15 protein-coding genes and 1 riboswitch are annotated in these 18,146 nt (G+C 54.8%); of the genes, 8 read left to right on the plus strand and 7 right to left on the minus strand.

The features are described from left to right. The first annotated feature begins 54 nt into the window (after positions 1 to 54). From ACVCAM_RS07145 to ACVCAM_RS07155, 3 genes are read left to right on the plus strand one after another with little or no spacing between them, the layout of a single operon-like run. Positions 55 to 1,332, plus strand: a complete 1,278-nt coding sequence (locus tag ACVCAM_RS07145; RefSeq protein ID WP_032675182.1) for a nucleoside permease — start codon at positions 55 to 57, stop codon at positions 1,330 to 1,332. Further along, positions 1,329 to 2,333: an ADP-ribosylglycohydrolase family protein gene (locus ACVCAM_RS07150; RefSeq protein WP_348581432.1), complete on the plus strand. Its 1,005-nt coding sequence runs from the start codon at positions 1,329 to 1,331 to the stop codon at positions 2,331 to 2,333. Before ACVCAM_RS07145 ends, ACVCAM_RS07150 begins: the two co-directional genes overlap by 4 nt. Next, positions 2,330 to 3,283 (plus strand): PfkB family carbohydrate kinase, encoded by a 954-nt coding sequence (locus ACVCAM_RS07155; protein WP_407223510.1) that lies wholly within the window; start codon positions 2,330 to 2,332, stop codon positions 3,281 to 3,283. The genes ACVCAM_RS07150 and ACVCAM_RS07155 overlap by 4 nt, the downstream gene beginning before the upstream one ends. Here the strand turns inward: ACVCAM_RS07155 and ACVCAM_RS07160 are convergent. Genes ACVCAM_RS07160 through thiM form a run of 3 tightly spaced genes read right to left on the minus strand, consistent with a single transcriptional unit; the run spans position 3,257 to position 5,613 of the window. Continuing rightward, complete coding sequence (locus ACVCAM_RS07160; protein ID WP_023344521.1) at positions 3,257 to 4,003, minus strand: GntR family transcriptional regulator; 747 nt, start codon at positions 4,001 to 4,003, stop codon at positions 3,257 to 3,259. The two genes, ACVCAM_RS07155 and ACVCAM_RS07160, sit on opposite strands and share 27 nt — an antisense overlap. A 42-nt stretch (positions 4,004 to 4,045) precedes the next feature. Next, positions 4,046 to 4,846: a bifunctional hydroxymethylpyrimidine kinase/phosphomethylpyrimidine kinase gene (gene thiD / locus ACVCAM_RS07165; RefSeq protein WP_055322240.1), complete on the minus strand. Its 801-nt coding sequence runs from the start codon at positions 4,844 to 4,846 to the stop codon at positions 4,046 to 4,048. Continuing rightward, positions 4,843 to 5,613 (minus strand): hydroxyethylthiazole kinase, encoded by a 771-nt coding sequence (gene thiM / locus ACVCAM_RS07170; RefSeq protein WP_348581428.1) that lies wholly within the window; start codon positions 5,611 to 5,613, stop codon positions 4,843 to 4,845. The genes thiD and thiM overlap by 4 nt, the downstream gene beginning before the upstream one ends. 35 nt (positions 5,614 to 5,648) lie before the next feature. Further along, positions 5,649 to 5,745, minus strand: a riboswitch (TPP riboswitch). 615 nt (positions 5,746 to 6,360) lie between these two features. On the opposite strand from thiM, the gene ACVCAM_RS07175 reads away from it, so the two are divergent. Beyond that, positions 6,361 to 7,434, plus strand: a complete 1,074-nt coding sequence (locus ACVCAM_RS07175; protein WP_348581427.1) for a YadA C-terminal domain-containing protein — start codon at positions 6,361 to 6,363, stop codon at positions 7,432 to 7,434. A gap of 221 nt (positions 7,435 to 7,655) precedes the next feature. Then, on the plus strand, positions 7,656 to 8,117 hold the full coding sequence (locus tag ACVCAM_RS07180; protein WP_348581426.1) for a hypothetical protein: 462 nt from the start codon (positions 7,656 to 7,658) through the stop codon (positions 8,115 to 8,117). A 78-nt stretch (positions 8,118 to 8,195) separates the two neighbouring features. On the opposite strand, the gene ACVCAM_RS07185 is transcribed toward ACVCAM_RS07180, so the two are convergent. Beyond that, positions 8,196 to 9,629: a glycoside hydrolase family 32 protein gene (locus ACVCAM_RS07185; protein WP_348581425.1), complete on the minus strand. Its 1,434-nt coding sequence runs from the start codon at positions 9,627 to 9,629 to the stop codon at positions 8,196 to 8,198. Between the two features lie 16 nt (positions 9,630 to 9,645). After that, positions 9,646 to 10,887, minus strand: coding sequence for an MFS transporter (locus ACVCAM_RS07190; RefSeq protein WP_021241479.1), 1,242 nt, complete (start codon positions 10,885 to 10,887; stop codon positions 9,646 to 9,648). Positions 10,888 to 11,125: 238 nt separating this feature from the next. Between ACVCAM_RS07190 and ACVCAM_RS07195 the strand changes: the two genes are divergently transcribed. From ACVCAM_RS07195 to ACVCAM_RS07205, 3 genes are all read left to right on the plus strand, one after another. Next, positions 11,126 to 12,133 (plus strand): LacI family DNA-binding transcriptional regulator, encoded by a 1,008-nt coding sequence (locus ACVCAM_RS07195; RefSeq protein ID WP_248262228.1) that lies wholly within the window; start codon positions 11,126 to 11,128, stop codon positions 12,131 to 12,133. Positions 12,134 to 12,465: 332 nt separating this feature from the next. Continuing rightward, positions 12,466 to 13,842: a diaminobutyrate--2-oxoglutarate transaminase gene (locus ACVCAM_RS07200; protein WP_014884533.1), complete on the plus strand. Its 1,377-nt coding sequence runs from the start codon at positions 12,466 to 12,468 to the stop codon at positions 13,840 to 13,842. Positions 13,843 to 13,860: 18 nt separating this feature from the next. Continuing rightward, positions 13,861 to 15,327, plus strand: a complete 1,467-nt coding sequence (locus ACVCAM_RS07205; protein ID WP_407223511.1) for a pyridoxal phosphate-dependent decarboxylase family protein — start codon at positions 13,861 to 13,863, stop codon at positions 15,325 to 15,327. Between the two features lie 36 nt (positions 15,328 to 15,363). Here ACVCAM_RS07205 and ACVCAM_RS07210 read toward each other — a convergent pair whose 3' ends face one another. Both ACVCAM_RS07210 and ACVCAM_RS07215 read right to left on the minus strand, forming a co-directional pair. Next, positions 15,364 to 15,879 (minus strand): protein disulfide oxidoreductase, encoded by a 516-nt coding sequence (locus ACVCAM_RS07210; RefSeq protein WP_407223512.1) that lies wholly within the window; start codon positions 15,877 to 15,879, stop codon positions 15,364 to 15,366. A 76-nt stretch (positions 15,880 to 15,955) separates the two neighbouring features. Beyond that, positions 15,956 to 18,136 (minus strand): polysaccharide biosynthesis tyrosine autokinase, encoded by a 2,181-nt coding sequence (locus ACVCAM_RS07215; protein WP_407223513.1) that lies wholly within the window; start codon positions 18,134 to 18,136, stop codon positions 15,956 to 15,958. Positions 18,137 to 18,146: the final 10 nt, after the last annotated feature.

Raw genomic sequence — 18,146 nt, forward strand, 5'->3', positions numbered from 1 at the left:
TATTATTGAATGGTATGTTAAAGGCGTACCCTCTCTGACATGCAGGATTCAAAAATGAAAACGAAAGTCCAACTGTCATTCATGATGTTTGTTGAATGGTTTATCTGGGGCGCGTGGTTTGTGCCGCTGTGGCTGTGGCTGAGCAAAAGCGGTTTTACCGCCGGGGAAATCGGCTGGTCTTATGCCTGTACCGCCATTGCCGCCATCCTCTCCCCAATTCTGGTCGGCTCGCTGACCGACCGCTTCTTCGCCGCGCAGAAAGTGCTGGCGGTGCTGATGTTTGCCGGCGCGATTCTGATGTACTTTGCGGCACAACAAACCCAGTTCAGCACCTTCTTCCCGCTGCTGCTGGTTTACTCCCTGACCTATATGCCCACCATCGCGCTGACCAACAGTATTGCCTTCGCCAACGTGGACGACGTCGAGGCCGACTTCCCGCGCATCCGCGTGATGGGTACGATCGGCTGGATCGCCTCCGGGCTGGCGTGCGGCTTCCTGCCGCAGATGCTGGGCTATAGCGATATCTCCGATACCAATATTCCCCTGCTGATGACCGCCGCCAGCTCCGCCCTGCTCGGCGTGTTTGCCCTCTTCCTGCCGAACACACCGCCGAAAAGTACCGGCAAGCTGGACTTCAAAGTGATGCTGGGGCTGGACGCGCTGATCCTGCTGCGCGACAGAAACTTCCTCGTGTTCTTCTTCTGCTCGTTCCTGTTCGCCATGCCGCTGGCCTTCTACTACATTTTCGCCAACGGCTATCTCACTGAAGTGGGGATGAAAAACGCCACCGGCTGGATGACGCTCGGCCAGTTCTCTGAAATCTTCTTTATGCTGGCGCTGCCGTTCTTTACCAAACGCTTTGGTATTAAGAAGGTCTTGCTGCTGGGTCTGATTACCGCCGCCATCCGCTACGGGTTCTTCGTTTACGGCGGTGCGGAACAGTACTTCACCTACGCCCTGCTGTTCCTCGGCATTCTGCTGCACGGCGTGAGCTACGACTTCTACTACGTCACCGCGTATATCTACGTGGATAAAAAAGCGCCGGTGCATATGCGCACCGCCGCGCAGGGCCTGATTACGCTCTGCTGTCAGGGCTTTGGTAGCCTGCTGGGTTACCGCCTGGGCGGCGTGATGATGGAAAAAATGTTCGCCTACAAAGAGCCGGTGAAGGGGCTGACCTTCAACTGGGCCGGAATGTGGACATTTGGCGCAATCATGATTGCCGTGATTGCCGTGCTGTTTATGCTGTTTTTCCGCGAATCGGACAAAGAGATCGCTGCAATTGCGGTGGTTGATGGCGATGCCGCGCTGACACAAGGGGAAGTTAAATGAAACAAGAACGTATTCTCGGTGCCCTTTACGGGCAGGCATTAGGGGATGCGATGGGCATGCCGTCGGAACTGTGGCCGAGAAAGCGCGTCAAGGCGCACTTCGGCTGGATCGACCGCTTTTTACCCGGCCCGGCAGAAAATAACGCGGCCTGCTATTTCAGGCAGGCAGAGTTCACCGACGATACCTCAATGGCGCTGTGCCTGGCCGATGCGATTATCGAGTGCGACGGGGAAATTAATGCGGACGTTATCGGCAAGCATATCCTGAACTGGGCGCTTGATTTCGACGCGTTCAACAAGAACGTGCTCGGCCCGACCTCCAAAATCGCGCTTAATGCGATTCGTGACGGGAAGCCGGTCAGCGAGCTGGAGAACAACGGCGTGACGAACGGGGCGGCGATGCGCGCCTCCCCGCTGGGCTGCTTGCTCCCGGCGACGCGGCTGGAACACTTTGTTGAACAGGTGGCGCAGGCCTCCAGCCCGACCCATAAATCGGACCTCGCGATTGCCGGCGCGGTGGTGATGGCCTGGGCGGTTTCCCGCGCCATCGACGGCGAAAGCTGGCAGAACATCGTTGATGCCCTGCCGGGGATCGCCCGCTATGCGCAGGAGATGAAAACCACCACCTTCAGCGCGTCGCTGGCGGCACGTATTGAGCTGGCGCTTAAGACCGTACGGGAAGCCAACGGTATTGAGTCCGCCAGCGAGCAGGTTTATCAGCTGATTGGCGCGGGAACCAGCACCATTGAGTCCGTTCCGGCGGCCATTGCGATGGTGGAACTGGCAGGAACCGACCCGAACCGCTGCGCCATCTTATGCGCCAATCTGGGCGGTGATACGGACACTATTGGCGCCATGGCGACGGCCATCTGCGGCGCGCTCCACGGCGTGCAGGCGATTGATCCGGCGCTCAAAGCTGAACTCGACGCCGTCAACCAGCTCAACTTCGGCCATTATTGCGAGAAACTGCTGCGCTTCAGGGAGCAAAGGGAGGGCGTATGAAGGCATTTGCCCAACGTCTCGAAAATCTGCACGCCACGCGCCCGGTGACGGTGCTGGGCGCCGCGGTGATTGACGTCATCGCCGACGCCTACGCCCTGCCCTGGCGCGGGTGCGATATCGAACTTAAGCAGCAGGGCGTAAATATTGGCGGCTGCGCGCTGAACATTGCCATCGCCCTGAAACGCCTCGGGATCGCCGCGCAAAATGCCCTTCCCGTCGGCCATGGCGTATGGGCGGATATTATCCGCAACGCCATGGCGCAGCAGGATCTGCACAGCGCCGTAGAGGCTGAAACCGGCGACAACGGCTGGTGCCTGGCGCTGGTAGAGCCTGACGGCGAGCGCACCTTTATGTCCTTTAGCGGCGTGGAAAACCAGTGGCAGCAGCGCTGGCTGGATGCGCTTCACGTTCCGCAAAACAGCCTGGTTTATCTCTCCGGCTACCAGCTGGCCGCGCCGTGCGGCGAGCTGCTGACAGGCTGGCTGGAGGGATTACAGGACGTGACGGCCTTTATCGATTTCGGCCCACGCATCGCGGATGTTCCTGATGCGCTGATGGAGAGAATCATGGCCTGCAGGCCAATTGTGTCGCTCAATCGTCAGGAAGCGGAACTCGCGGCTGAAAGACTGGGTGTGGAGGCTGAAAACCTGGGTGAAGTGTGGCAGCAGCGCTTTGGCGCCGCGCTGATTGTGCGCCATGATAAAGACGGTGCTACGTGGTATGACGGTGACGCCTCGGGCGTTGTTCCGGCGTTTCCGGCTACGGTTGTGGATACCATTGGTGCAGGCGACAGCCACGCGGGCGGCACGCTGGCCGGGCTGGCTGCGGGTTGGTCACTGGCAGATGCCGTTCTGCTGGGGAATGCCGTGGCGTCATGGGTGGTCAGCCACCGCGGCGGGGATTGCGCCCCGACGCGCGAGGCACTACTCCTCGCACACAAAGACGTATAGATCGCTGCGACAGTAGCTGATGCTGTACTCAATCGGCCGATGCTGCTGGTCAAGTGCGACCTGCTTGATCACCAGCACCGGTATTTTTTCGTCCATCTTAATGTGCGCCTGAAACTCGCTGTCGGGCATGCGGGCGCTCACCCTTGAGCGGGTGCGCTGCGGGTAGATATTCTGACTGCGGAAGTAGTCATAGAGCGAAATGCCAATCGCATCCGGGTCGGGAATTAACCCGACGGGGACCCAGGACTCTTCAATCGACACCGCATCGTCATCGACATAGCGAATGCGCTTGAGCAAAAAGACCTCGCTGTCCGGGGAGATCGACAGGTGGTTGGCCACCTCTTCCGGACACTTCACCACCCGCTTGTTGACCCAGAGCGTATTCGGCTTCTTGCCGCGCAGCACCACCTGCTGGGAAAAACCGCGCGCCTCTTTAAGCGAATATTCGAAGATATTGTTGATTTGCGTGCCATAGCCACGGGCGCGCGTCACCACGCCCTCTTCTTCCAGCGCCTGCATCGCTTTACGCACGGTAATGCGCGACACCCCGGTCAACTGGCTCAGATCGCGCTCGCCGGGCAAAATATTCCCGTGCTCCAGCACCCCGCTGCGCACCGCGTTTTTTACCGTTTCGGCAAACTTCAGGTACAGCGGCGTGTTATCGGGCGCGGCGATCCGTTCATTCAGTTGAGCGATTAACCGGGTATGCGCTTGTTCCATCTCTGTTTTCTCAGGCGTGATGTATTCTGCCAGTATACTGGCTTACCACCATGCATGAAAATGGTGTACCGGCCCAATACCGTGACCGACTTCCAGAGTATCGGCTTTTGCCAGTGCCGCCGAGAGCCAGGCTTTTGCTTCGCTAACCGTATCGGCCCAGCTTTCATGACGTGGGCGCAGCGCCGCCAGTGCGGCCGAGAGCGTACAGCCCGTGCCGTGGGTATTTTTGGTCTGCACGCGCGGCGCGGTAAAGCGTACTTCGCCGTCGCGGGTAAAGAGCCAGTCCGGACTTTCCGGATCATCAAGATGCCCGCCCTTCATCAGCACCGCCCCGCAGCCCATCGCCAGCAGCGCATTGCCCTGCTCTTTCATTTCCCGTTCAGTTTGCGCGTGCGGCGCGCCCAGCAGCGCGGCGGCTTCCGGAAGATTGGGCGTGATGAGCGCTGCCTGCGGCAGCAGCTTATTGCGCAGCGTCTCGACGGCGGAGGCGGAGAGCAGCGGATCGCCGCTTTTTGCCAGCATGACGGTATCCAGCACCACGTTTTGCACCTGATAGCGCTTAAGCCGTTCGGCCACCGCTTCCACAATGTCCGTTTCGGCCAGCATGCCGATCTTGGTGGTATCAATACGCACGTCGCTGAACACCGAATCCAGCTGCGCGGCAACAAAATCTGGCTCGATGCGGTAGACCGACTGCACGCCGCACGTGTTTTGCGCCACCAGCGCGGTGATGACCGAGCAGCCGTACGCGCCCAACGCCGAGAAGGTTTTCAGGTCTGCCTGGATACCCGCGCCGCCGCTGGGATCGGTGCCGGCAATGGTCAGGGCGTTAATCCGCTTCATGACTGCTCCTCCAGCGTATAGAGCGCGTCGAGGAACGCGCTGGCAAAACTGCCCGGGCCGCGCGAGTGCGCAACGGCCACCGTTCCGGCCCGCTTCATCCATCCGCAGGCGGCGGCGATGTTATCCAGCCGGTCACCCGGCAGCGAGCAGCTCGCCGCCACAACGGCAGAGAGCGCGCACCCGGTGCCCACCACGCGCGTCATCAGCGGGTCACCGCCGGTAACCGTTCGGGTGCGTTGCCCGTCCGTGATGTAGTCTACCTCGCCGGTGACCACCACAATCGTATTGATCTGCCGTGCCAGCGCCTGGGCAGCAGGCACCGCGCTGGCGGCGGTATCGGTCGTATCGACGCCGCGCCCGCCCGCGCTCATCCCGGCGAGGGCAAGGATTTCGGAAGCATTGCCGCGAATGGCGGCCGGTTTCAGGGCAAGGATTTGATGGCAAAACCGGGTGCGGAACGCCAGGGCACCCACGGCAACCGGGTCCAGCGTCCAGGGTTTGCCTGCCGCTACCGCACTTTCAATCGCACGACGCATCGACTGGGCGCGCAGCGCGGTCAGCGTGCCAACGTTAACCAGCAGCGCATCGGCTATCGCGGCAAACTGCTCGGCCTCTTCGGCCTCGATCACCATCGCCGGAGATGCGCCCAGTGCCAGCAAAACGTTGGCCGTAAAGGTCTGTACGACGTCATTCGTCATACAGTGGGTCAGCGGAGAACGGGTTCGGAAGTGGTGTAAAACGTGTAAATCGAGCAGGTCAGGCTGCATGGGTTCGCTCCTGCCTTGCGTGAAGAAGCGATGACCGGGAAGGCATCTGACTTCCCTACGCTGGCATTATCCAGATCAGGTAATACGGGTATTTCTCAGCCTTCACAAAGAAGGGCACCCCGAGTCAAAATACTTTTAAAACAATGATTTATTAAAATCAATGTTCTCAATCAGTGTAACCGTGGCCACTGGCCAGGCGCAAGGAGTTTTGATTTATCACGGCAGCGTTCGCGTTATGAATCTCCCTAAACACGTTTTCGCTAGCATCTTCAACATAAATATTTTTTCCTGGTATATCCCGGAACAAAAATGAGCTGATTTCATTTTCATTCGAAGCTGACGAAAGGTTCGATAATAAATAATCGGCAAAAACCCATAAATTTACATAAACTGTTATGTGTATTATTAACCCATTTTAATCAAAACACTTAAATACAATTAATGTATTGGTGTTTTATATCTAATTTCACTCTCATCCATTATGAAAGGCTATCTTATTGTATTATAAGATTATTACGCCAGGTCTTTCTGGATCGACTCGTTTAGCTATTCCTGCTATTTATGATTTAGATCAATAATCAAAATTACACATTCATAGATAGTTACTGCACGTTACGAAATAAGTTATCAAACCAAAATTTCCACCGTTAATCGTGAATTAATTCAGATATAACAAGACGTTGTATCTTCCCGCCAGGATAGCGCCCTTACTTTATTTTTTCTTGTAGTGATGATGAGAGCTTTAAAATGAACTATTTAAATACAACAGCTATCGCTGTTTTTGGTTTTGTGTTCGCTGGTTCAATGAATACCGCAAATGCAGCGGAAGTAAACGTAAACCTTGACGATAACGTCAATAATCCAGGTGCTCACATTCAAATTCAGGGTACCGATAAAACCGCCTATAACCTTGATAACATCGAGGGGAGTAACATTAAGCAAGACGGGCAAATCTATAACCTTCAGGGCGATATTGACAGAGCAAATACAGCTATTAATAAAGCACAAGATACAGCTAACACCGCTCAAGATGGCGTAAACGCTAACACTCAAGCTAACGCTATCCTTAATCAGAAAGTCGACGATAACAAAGCAGTTCAAACAATCATTGATAACAAACAGAATATATTGATTGATAACACTAATAATAAAGCAGATGTGGCTTTACAAGGCGTTATTACTAACGGTCAAGCAATCATTGATACAAACACAAGAGTAGATAAAGCTGAACTCACCGCTACCAATGCGAACAACAAAGCAGACGCTAACACTCAAGCGCTGGCAGGTAAGGTAGATAAAAGCATTTTCAACGCCGATCAGGATAGACAAGATCACGCCCTTCAGGATGCCTCTGACAAAGCGACTCAGGCATTTAATACGGGCGCTTATGCGCAATCTTTAGCGGTTGATGCACAAACGGTAGCCGCTGCTAACAAAGCTGCTGTTGCTAACGTTCAGTCACGCCAGCAAGCACAAGAAACGACGATTCAGAATCACAGCGCACAATTAGCGAATCATGAATCACGTATTACTGCGTTAGAGAGTCAAAATAACGCTAAGTTCTCTTCTCTGGAGAATCAGCAGAATGAGGATCGCAAGGAATATCGTGCTGGTATCGCTGGCGCTGCTTCTCTTGCTGGTTTGCATTACGTTGATACAGATAACGCGGTTGCCGTCGGTGCTGCCAACTTCAAAGATGCGCAAGGTTACGCAGTCGGTTACCGTCATAAGTTCGCTGAGAATATAGCCGCTACCCTCTCTACATCAGGTACATCCAACGGTGATGAAATTGTTGCGGCGTCCGCATCTTACGGATGGTGATTTAACAATATTATATTAAAATGCCAGCAAACCGCCAACCAGCAAAAAACTCACCATTGAGTTTAATTAGCTGGCTATAACTCAATACATTGCTGCTAGCACAAAAATGACAAAGTACATTTTTATTTCCGCTGTTTTGTATCTCACTTTTATTTTATTAGGGATATGGATCGGCTTGATGTTAGGCACCTATATTTATAATTGTAATTACTGAGGCAATAATGAAAAAGTTAATGATGGTAGCGGCTATATTATCTCTTGCTGCGTGTTCCTCACCAGCTCAACGGATGGCTGATTGTCAAAGCAAAGGAGTGAGTAAAGATGCTTGTTATATTGCAGAGCAAAACCGCACCACAGCCATTAACGCTGCGGCTGAAAAACAGGCTTTAGAGAATGCTGCTCAACTTGCACAGTCAGCGCACAGGCGCCTTCCTGAAGGCTGCACTCAGGTGATAGATGCTGCGGGTCATTGTGATAGCAAGCCAGCCAAAGTAAGCGGTGATTTAAAAAAGTTATCAGGTGAAGCGGATCACGTTATGAATAAGCCTGTCTCTGATGCTGCTGAATATCTGCTTTCGAAAGGCTGGAAGCCAAATAAAGGTTCATGGCACAAGGGAAGCTATATTATGCAGCTGGTTGTCGAAAAAGAGAGAGTTGTAAACGCACAATTATCAAAAATGTGATCTTTGCAGGACGCTACCACCTGATAAGATTTACGTAGCCCCATGTTTATGGGGCTTTGTTTTAGCTCGTTAATAGATTTACTCCAGCTGCCACGCCCCGCCATGAATAAGCGATGCCCCTCCCGTCCAGGCAAATAACGCCAGCTCGCGGCAGTCGGCATCAGGATATATACGGCTGCTGAGGCACGCCTCACCCTCGTTAACAAACACTTCCACGGAAGAGCTATCAAAGAACAAACGAAGATTAAGCGCGTTGCTCAGGTTAAGCGCGACGCTTCGGGTCCCGCACAGGCCATACTGCGGATAGTCTCGCTCCAGCACCAGGCGCTGCATCTGCGCATCAACATAAAGGCGTAACCCGTCGCCAAGACGAATGCCGTACTGCTCCGCGCTGCTGTTGGCGCAATCCCACTGCAGAATGACCTCCATCGCCTCGCAGTGTTCCACCAGCGTCATCTGCTGGTTATTAAGCGTACTTATCGGCCAGGGGAACCACGCGCCGCGCAGGCTTTCCACTTCTCTGGCTGGCTGCATTTGCAGATGGTTATCGGCACTCAGCGTCAGCTCGCGTGGTAAAGAAAGCATACCTGCCCAGCCATCCTCCTGTTCCGGCAGCGGAGATTCCCACATGTCCAGCCAGCCGATAACGATGCGTCTGCCATCCGGCGTCAGGAAACTTTGCGGCGCGTAGAAATCATGCCCGTAGTCCATCTCCACAAATTCACCTTCACGCATAAAGGGTTGACCAGGCTGCCATTCGCCTACCAGATAGCCGCTCTGGAAGAGATTGCGATGTTTAAATCCGTCTGCCGCCAGTCCCTGAGGCGAAAACATCAGCACGCGTTTACCATTGAGAGTGAAAAAGTCCGGGCATTCCCACATATAACCCAGCTCTTTTTCAGCCACCGCGAGCACGCCCCTGTCCTGCCACTTGCGCAGATCGGCAGACCGGTACACACGCACCTGGCCCGTATCCCCCTCGCGCGCGCCAACGACCATGTACCACCACGCCCCTTCACGCCATACCTTCGGATCGCGGAAGTGATGCAGCCCGGGCGGTGTATCAATGACTGTCCCGTGCCGCACAAACTGGATGCCGTCACGGCTGGTTGCCAGACACTGCACCTGGTAGAGATTAGCCTCATCGCCGGGATCGCCGTGGAATTTGTGGCCGGTGTAAATCAGCGCCAGCGTATCGCCATCCACCACCGCTGAGCCGGAAAAACAGCCGTCCTTGTCGTCTGGCCCTTCCGGGGCCAGCGCAACCGGCAGGTGCTCCCAGCGGACTAAATCTTTGCTGCGCGCATGGCCCCAGTGCATTGGCCCCCACTGGGTCGAATACGGATGGTGCTGATAAAAGGCGTGATACCAGCCGTCAAACCAGACCAGGCCGTTCGGGTCGTTCATCCAGCCAGCACGCGCGGCGAGGTGGTAACGGGGGTACCAGCGCAGGTTAAGCCCTTCGCGCCTGGAGTGCAGTTCCTGTTCTGCTTTCGTAATGGAATACATCATTTCTCTACTCTTTCGATCAGATGGTGGAAGGTTGCGGCATGAGCGGGTCAGAAGAGGACTTACCCGAGCGCAACAGGAAGATGGAGATAAACGTGGTGCTGAAGACCAGTAGCCCCATGATGAGATAGGACTGGGCAAAGCCGTATTTCTCATAGCTGTAACCTGCCAGCGGCGACAGCACCGAGGCAATCACCGAGCTTGTACAGGCAAAACCCACCAGATAGAGGGTGGAAGAGAGCCGCTTATCAAAATGCAGGCTGTTGTATTTAAAGATGGAGACCAGCAAAACGGGTAGTTCAACCGCGTGCAATAGCTTGGTAATGGAGATCAATACCGGTCCCTCAACCAGACCCGATGCCACCATACGCATCGCCATCACCATTCCGGCGAAAATCAGGCCGTTTTTCGCACCGAGGCGATTCACCAGCCACGGGGCGCAGAACATGCCCGCCGCTTCCAGGAAAACCTGGAAGGAGTTGAGATAGCCGTACATGGCGTTTCCTTCCTGCAGCGTCGGGAACTGTGAGGAGAAATAGACCGGGAACTGCTGGTCGTAAACGCCGTAAATACAGGTGCCAATAACGAAAAACACCAGCGCCCAGAAGCGCGGCAGCGTCAACAGGCGTAAGGCATCCTCCAGCGTGACCTTACCGCCGGATACCGCCTCCTGCATGGCGTGCGGCGCGGAAGAGACTCTTAGGCGCGCCAGCAACACAAAAAACACCAGCCCGGCGCAGCTCGCCACCGCGAAGTTCAGCTTCGGATTGATGTTGAACAGCAGACCGGCAAAAAAGGTTGCCACCGCCCAGCCAAGGGATCCCCACATCCTCGCCTTGCCAAACTCAAACTGACTCTGGCGGGCCACGCGCTCGGTATAGGATTCCAGTACACCAATCCCGCCGTTAAACGTCAGCCCGATATAAATCCCGCCGAAAATACTGCCGAGTAACACGTTAATCTGCAGCAGATAACCAAACAGCAGGAAGGCCGGACCGGAAAGAATGAGCAGGCTGGTCAGAAACCAGAGCAGGTTTTTTCGCAGGCCGAGTTTGTCCTGAATGAAGCCGTAGCAGATTTGCGCGCACAGCGCGGAGACGGACAGCACGGCATAGATGACCCCCGTATCCCCTGCCTTTAACCCCACCTCCTGGTGAAGCCAGATAGAGAGCAACGAGCCGGAAGATGACCACGTGACAAAAAAGAAAAACAGTAATGCGCTTAATAAAGGGTAGCTGTGAGAGTGATGCGTTTTCATCATGACATTCTCATGTTGGAGTAATGACGCAATGGTAACGTTAACATTTACGTTTTCTCATGCTGTTTGGCTGAAATTTAAGATGTTAATCACGAAAGTTAACGTTAACATTAAGAGAATGAGATCGCGATCAAATATTCATCACTGAGGTAAACATGACCCGGCCTGGGCATCAGCCTTTCTTTTACATCAGCGACTTAGTTGTATACCCTTTCACGCAGAGCATTCACGGAGTAAGACAATGGCTTCCCTGAAGGACGTCGCAAAGCTGGCTAACGTATCGCTGATGACGGTCTCCCGCGCGCTGAACAGCCCGGAGCGCCTTAAGCCGGAAACGCTGGCGCGCGTTCAGCTGGCTATCGAGCAGACCAGCTACGTGCCCGATCTGTCCGCCAAGAAAATACGCGGCGCGCATGCCTCGCCTAAAACCATAGGGGTACTGGCGCTCGATACGGTGACGACGCCGTTCTCGGTGGAGATCACGCTGTCTATTGAAGAGACGGCCAGAATGCACGGCTGGAACAGCTTCGTGATGAATATGTTTACCGATGACAATCCGGACGCCATTGTCGACCTTCTCCTCTCTCATCGGCCCGACGGAATTATCTACACCACCATGGGGTTACGTCAGGTTCCTCTCCCGGCCAAACTCCTCACCCTTCCCTGCGTGCTGGCCAACTGCGAAAGCGACGGCGAAAAGGTCGCCAGCTATATTCCCGATGATGAGCAAGGGCAATATACCGCCGTGCGGACGTTACTCGCGGAGGGTTATCGACGCCCTCTCTGCCTGCATTTACCTGAGGGGCATCTGGCCACAACCCGCCGTCGTCAGGGGCTGGAGCGTGCATGCCGTGAAGCGGGGCTCGATCCGGACAGCCTGGAGCACTGCTATATGGCACTCGGCGATGAGCACTATCGCGACATTCCAGCCGTGTTGCTGGCGCACATGCAGAATGGCATTCCCAGGTTCGACGCCGTTATCTGCGGTAACGATCGTATCGCGTTTATGGTGTACCAAACGCTACTGGGACAAGGGCTTCGTATACCGGACGACGTCGCGGTGATCGGCTATGACAATATGGTGGGCATTGGGGAGTTGTTCCTTCCTCCTCTCACGACGGTACAACTGCCGCACTATGAAATTGGTCGCCTGAGCGCCCTGCATATTATTAACGGTGAAGAACATCAGGAAACCACGCGCGTAGAAAGTCCATTTTTACTGCGTGATTCCGTTGCACAGGCAACGTGAGCACCGTTTTCTGCACCTGCCGGATAAACAGGGAAAGCTTCCCTCCTTTTATGCCGTTCAATGGCACGATTTGTCACACTCTTTTCTGCGACTTTACACACCGGGCAAATAGACTGTAACCCGCTGTTTTTATTTGGCATAAAATACAATTTTCATTTTAAAAAAGGGGATATTTCCTCGCTATACACACGTGTCACAAAACAGTAAACAAATTAACCATTGAGCCCCGTGGCAAAAGGCTCTATATTGGCGGCGTTTTTTTCAGGCCCCTTCTGTTTTTTAACTTTTTATTCAATCGTGGCTCATAACGAAGCGGCGGTTGTAGGAGTGATATGATGACGGATAAAGTCCGTATTGACACCGTAGATGCCCACAAAAGCAACGAAACCTATCTGGCCCGTCAGGCCGAGTTTGAATCTAACGTCAGGAGTTATCCGCGCAAACTGCCTTTAGCCATCACTAAAGCAGAAGGCGTGTGGATCACCGATGCAGATAATAAAGAATACCTTGACTGTTTAGCAGGTGCAGGGACCCTTGCGCTTGGCCATAACCATCCTGATGTGCTGAAAAGCATCCAAAATGTCATTACCAGCGGCTTGCCGTTACATACTCTGGATCTGACTACGCCTCTGAAAGACGCGTTTTCCGAATACCTGCTCTCTCTGCTGCCTGGTCAGGGCAAAGAGTACTGCCTGCAGTTCACCGGTCCATCCGGGGCTGACGCCGTTGAAGCAGCGCTGAAGCTGGCGAAAAAAGTGACCGGCCGTAGCGGTATCATCAGCTTCTCTGGTGGTTACCACGGCATGACCCACGGCGCACTGTCCGTGACCGGCAACCTGTCACCGAAAGAAGCGGTAGACGGTATGATGCCAGAAGTGCAGTTCATGCCTTACCCGCACGAATACCGCTGCCCGCTGGGTATCGGTGGTGAAGCGGGCGTGAAAGCGCTGACTTACTACTTCGATAACCTGATCAACGACGTTGAAAGCGGCGTGCGTAAACCTGCTGCGGTGATCCTGGAAGCGGTTCAGGGCGAAGGCGGCGTGAACCCGGCTCCGGCTGAGTGGCTGCAGCGCATCCGTAAAGTGACTCAGGAACACGGCATTCTGCTGATCCTCGACGAAGTTCAGGCTGGCTTTGCCCGTACCGGTAAATTCTTCGCCTTCGAACACGCGGGCATCGAGCCAGACATCATCGTGATGTCTAAAGCAGTCGGTGGCGGTCTGCCGCTGGCCGTACTCGGTATCAAAAAGCAGTTCGACGCATGGGCGCCAGGTCACCACACCGGTACCTTCCGCGGCAACCAGCTGGCGATGGCAACCGGTCTGACGACGCTGAAAATCCTGAAAGACCAGAACATCGCAGGCAAAGTGGCGGCACAGGGCGAATGGCTGAAAGGCCAGTTGAAAGAGATGGCGAAACGTTATCCGGTTATCGGTCACGTTCGCGGTCTTGGCATGATGATCGGTATTGAGATCGTTAAGCCGCACGAAGCCGCTGACCACATGGGCTGCTTCCCGGGCGACGGCGAGCTGTCTGCACTGATTCAGAAGAAGTGCTTCGAAGCCGGTCTGATTCTGGAGCGCGGTGGTCGTAACGGTATCGTTCTGCGTCTGCTGCCTTCTCTGCTGATCAGCGATGAAGAGCTGAAGATCTTCCTGGATAAATTTGAGCAGGCACTGCTTGCTGCGGGCGTTCGCCCGGCGTAACCGGAGTTATTGATTACGATGTCTGATTCAAACCCAATTTTGTTCTCCTCTGCGCAGAGCATTGAAGCTTACCAGCAGGCGATTGAACAAAGCACTCAGGCTGTGATGCAGTGGCTGAAACAGCCTGAGATGTACCAGGGCAAAACGGTCGCGGAACTGCGCGACCGTATTAAGCTGGATTTCAACCCGAAAGGGCTGGGCAACGAAGCGGCGATTGAACGCGCCGTGGAGTTCTTCCTGAAAGACAGCCTGTCCGTTCATCACCCGCAGTGTGTGGCGCACCTGCACTGCCCAAGCCTGGTCGTAAGCCAGGCGGCGGAAGTGCTGATCAACGCCACTAACCAGAGTATGGACTCCTGGGATCAAAGCCCGTCCGCAACCATCATCGAGATCAAACTGATCGAGTGGCTGCGTACCCGCGTGGGTTATCAGGCTGGCGACGCCGGTGTCTTCACCAGCGGCGGAACCCAGAGCAACCTGATGGGCCTGATGCTGGCGCGCGATGCGTTCTTTGCGCGTCAGGGTCACTCCGTTCAGCAGAACGGTCTGGTGGGCGATCTGCGTAAGATCCGCGTACTGTGCTCTGAAAACGCGCACTTCTCCGTACAGAAAAACATGGCGCTGATGGGTCTGGGCTACCAGTCCGTGGTGCAGGTGAAAACGGACGAATTCTCCCGCATGGATCTGACCGATCTGGCGGCGAAAATCGAACAGTGCAATGCGAACGGCGAGCAGATTCTGGCGATCGTCGCAACGGCAGGTACCACCGATGCCGGCGCTATCGATCCGCTGCGCGCCATTGCTGAACTGGCGGCGAAGCAGAACATCTGGGTACACGTTGATGCGGCCTGGGGCGGCGCGCTGCTGATGTCTGAGCAGTATCGTCACTACCTGGACGGCATTGAGCTGGTGGATTCCGTCACCCTGGACTTCCACAAGCAGTTCTTCCAGACCATCAGCTGCGGCGCCTTCCTGCTGAAAGAAGCGCGCCACTATGAGCTGATGCGCTATCAGGCGGCTTACCTGAACTCTGAGTTCGACGAAGAAGCCGGCGTGCCGAACCTGGTCTCCAAATCGCTGCAGACCACCCGTCGTTTCGACGCGCTGAAGCTGTGGATGAGCCTGGAAGCGCTGGGTCAGGAGCAATACGCGGCGATCATCGATCACGGCGTGACCCTGGCACAGCAGGTTGCGGCGTACGTGAAAGCGCAGCCTGCGCTGGAACTGGTTATGCAGCCGCAGCTGGCAAGCGTACTGTTCCGCTTCCGTGGCGAGGTGCAGGCAGATGATGTCGGTATCGCCCTGCTGAACCAGAAAATTGGTGATGCGCTGCTGGAATCCGGCCGTGCAAACGTCGGCGTGACGGAGCATAACGGCGTGACCTGCCTGAAGCTGACGCTGCTGAACCCAACCGTGACGCTGGAAGATATCAAAATCCTGCTGTCTCTGGTTGAGCGCACCGCGCAGGAAGTTCTGGCTAAGTAATATAAAACCCCTCTCCCGCCGGGAGAGGGGTTATTCTTATAAGCCCGCCCACCACATCCTGATTTTTAATCCCCAGTAGCTCGTCCAGCCCGTTGTGGTACTGATCACGTTCCCCTTCGATACAATGACTAACGTCGGCGTCACGCTCACCTGCCACGCCTGCGACAGCGCACCGTTTTCATCGTTTATCACCGGCATTTTCAGCTGTTTCTTGTCAACCCAGCGTGCAAGCTTTGCGTTATCACCAGAGCGCATGACGATACTCACCACGTTCCCGCCCTCTTCTGCCAGCTGATTAACCGCAGGCGTGGTGTAACGGCAAATGCTGCACCAGGTCGCCCAGACGTAGATCAGCAGCGGACGCTCCTGGCTGAGCGCCGCAATATCATGCATTTTTCCGTCGATGCTCGTCATCGGCGTTGCACTAAAACTGGCGGGGAGTGTCGGTTTTCGGTATTGATCAACTCCCCACGCCACGGCCAGCGTCAGCAGAACGAGTATTACCCCTTCCCGCGCCCAGCGGCGCAGTCGATTGATTTTGCGGTTATCCATTGTGACCTCGCGTTTTAACGAAGGTCATCTTAACGGGCAATACACCATCACGCTGTAAAGAAATGTCGCGTCAGGGTTACTCCCGGGTATAGCCATAGTCGTAAGCGCTATACCCCGAGTTGTAATAGAGCGCCGCCGATTTCACAATGTCATTGAGGATCACGCCATTCACCTTTACGTTCATCCGTTCCATACGCTTAAGGCTGGTCTCGATCTCTTTAACGCTGGTTTTACCAAAGCGGGCGACCAGCAGCGTAGTGGCTGCTGATCTGGCGATCAGCAAAGCATCCGTCACGGCAAGCACAGGTGGAGTGTCGATAATCACGATGTCATACCCCTTTTCAATCTGCGCCATCACATCCTGGAAGCGTTCACTCATGAGCAGGTCAACGGGATGCGTAGGTTGGGGTCCGCAGGTCAGTACATCAAAACCGCCTTTCTCAAAGCGTTGAACCGCCTCCTGCCACTCAACGGTTCCGTCGAGCACGCAGGACAACCCCCGATGATTGTTCAGCCTGAACACATTGTGGACATACCCTTTACGCATATCCGCATCAATAAACAGCACCCGCTGTCCGGCCTGTGCCACAATCGACGCCAGTGAAGTACTGACCAGCGTCTTTCCGCAGTCCTGCGTGGGGCCAGACACCACGACAACCCGGTTTGCGGTATCCATCATGGTAAAATGCAAACTGGTGCGCAGCCCACGCATCGCCTCGACAAACGTATCAGCCGGACGGTCAATGGGCAGGAAAGGCACGTTGGATATCCTGTGCTTCCAGTGGGAAGTAAACAGGTTTCTTCTGCGCAGGTGCGTTTTTTTCCATAACCATACCGAGCGCGGAAGCGTTACCAGCAGCGGCATCCCGAACTCTTCCAGTTGTTCTGACGACGTAATGCCCCGCTTGAAGGCGGAACGCACTAAAACCGTTCCGGCAGAGAGGAGCAGCCCTATCATCATACCAAACAGAATGATGAGGGCTTTGCGCGGTCTGACAGGGGCCGGCTGCGTCACCGCCGGGTCTATGATCCGCACATTCCCGATAGCGCTGGAGCGCGAGATGCTCAGCTCTTGCTGACGCGTCAGTAACTGCATGTATACGGCGCGCCCGGATTCAACATCACGACTCAGGCGTAATATTTCCTGCTGCGTGGATGGCATGGAGGAGACGCGGCTATACAGGCGCGCGCGTTCCCGCTCAAGCGTTTGTTTTTTCTCCAGTAAAGCACGGTAGGTGGGATGGTCCTTTTTGAACAGCTGGGATACCTCTGCCTCGCGAAACGTCAGCGCGTTAAGCTGATTTTCCACGTTAACTACCTGATCAAGAACCGACTTTGCCTCAAGAGATAAATCGACCGAATCGCTTTGCTCTCGATAAGCATTCAGTCGTGCCTCGGCTTCATCCAGTTCGCGACTGATTTTAGGTAACTGATCCTGTAAGAACGTGAGGCTACGGGAATCTTTAGCTTCCTGGCGCGCAATGTTCTGGCTGAGAAAATTTTCGGCAATCGTATTAAGTACCGTAGCGGTCTTGCCGGGATCGTCACCCGTTAACGTTAAGGCGATCATTCCACTCTGTTTCGACGACTCCACAACCGTCAGTCTGCTCTGAATGGCGTTGATCGCCTCAAGCCTGGTAACGATGTTGAGGGTAAACTGGGTTCCCGGAGCCGCATTGAGGGAGGTCACCAGAAGAGAGACGCCCTCTTTAAGTAGCGCTTTTCCAACAACGCCCTCTGCCTCAAGCGTTTGTCCCTCAAGACGATATCGCCCTTGCTCGAGAACAGTGAGTAAAAGCGTTTGTGGATCCCCCTCCACAGACGGAATATTCAGCGAGCCAATCGTGATTTCAGCGGGGTTGCGCCCCTGCACATGCTCCCAGAAAGCTCCAATGACGGGGAACAAGCGCCTATTAACCTCGTAGGTCAGCCCTAACCGATCAACGGTCTGTCCGAGGACCATCCGTGATTTAAGGAGTAAAAGTTCTGGAGCGACATCGGGTGAGAGATCGGATCTGAGCGAGGTCAGGTTCTTGAGCAGCGCGTTGCCCTGCTTCGCTTCGACCTGCACCAGGGCATCAGCCTGATAAACCGGCGTGACGCTGAAGGCGTAGATCCCCGCACATACCGTGAACAGAAGCGTAACACACGCGATCATTACCCGGTGATCGAACATCTCAGCAAGCAACTGAATGAGATCCATTTCGTTATTCTGCGGTGTCGCAGCACTATATTTGTCTGATTTAGAAGACGACATTACGGCTTCA

The organism is Enterobacter sp. CFEC122 (assembly GCF_052983755.1).

Excerpts from the sequence above, each read along its gene's own strand:
- ACVCAM_RS07145 (WP_032675182.1), top strand. The coding sequence starts at position 55 with ATGAAAACGAAAGTCCAACTGTCATTCATGATGTTTGTTGAATGGTTT.
- ACVCAM_RS07150 (WP_348581432.1), top strand. The coding sequence starts at position 1,329 with ATGAAACAAGAACGTATTCTCGGTGCCCTTTACGGGCAGGCATTAGGG.
- ACVCAM_RS07155 (WP_407223510.1), top strand. The coding sequence starts at position 2,330 with ATGAAGGCATTTGCCCAACGTCTCGAAAATCTGCACGCCACGCGCCCG.
- ACVCAM_RS07160 (WP_023344521.1), bottom strand. The coding sequence starts at position 4,003 with ATGGAACAAGCGCATACCCGGTTAATCGCTCAACTGAATGAACGGATC.
- thiD (WP_055322240.1), bottom strand. The coding sequence starts at position 4,846 with ATGAAGCGGATTAACGCCCTGACCATTGCCGGCACCGATCCCAGCGGC.
- thiM (WP_348581428.1), bottom strand. The coding sequence starts at position 5,613 with ATGCAGCCTGACCTGCTCGATTTACACGTTTTACACCACTTCCGAACC.
- ACVCAM_RS07175 (WP_348581427.1), top strand. The coding sequence starts at position 6,361 with ATGAACTATTTAAATACAACAGCTATCGCTGTTTTTGGTTTTGTGTTC.
- ACVCAM_RS07180 (WP_348581426.1), top strand. The coding sequence starts at position 7,656 with ATGAAAAAGTTAATGATGGTAGCGGCTATATTATCTCTTGCTGCGTGT.
- ACVCAM_RS07185 (WP_348581425.1), bottom strand. The coding sequence starts at position 9,629 with ATGATGTATTCCATTACGAAAGCAGAACAGGAACTGCACTCCAGGCGC.
- ACVCAM_RS07190 (WP_021241479.1), bottom strand. The coding sequence starts at position 10,887 with ATGATGAAAACGCATCACTCTCACAGCTACCCTTTATTAAGCGCATTA.
- ACVCAM_RS07195 (WP_248262228.1), top strand. The coding sequence starts at position 11,126 with ATGGCTTCCCTGAAGGACGTCGCAAAGCTGGCTAACGTATCGCTGATG.
- ACVCAM_RS07200 (WP_014884533.1), top strand. The coding sequence starts at position 12,466 with ATGATGACGGATAAAGTCCGTATTGACACCGTAGATGCCCACAAAAGC.
- ACVCAM_RS07205 (WP_407223511.1), top strand. The coding sequence starts at position 13,861 with ATGTCTGATTCAAACCCAATTTTGTTCTCCTCTGCGCAGAGCATTGAA.
- ACVCAM_RS07210 (WP_407223512.1), bottom strand. The coding sequence starts at position 15,879 with ATGGATAACCGCAAAATCAATCGACTGCGCCGCTGGGCGCGGGAAGGG.
- ACVCAM_RS07215 (WP_407223513.1), bottom strand. The coding sequence starts at position 18,136 with ATGTCGTCTTCTAAATCAGACAAATATAGTGCTGCGACACCGCAGAAT.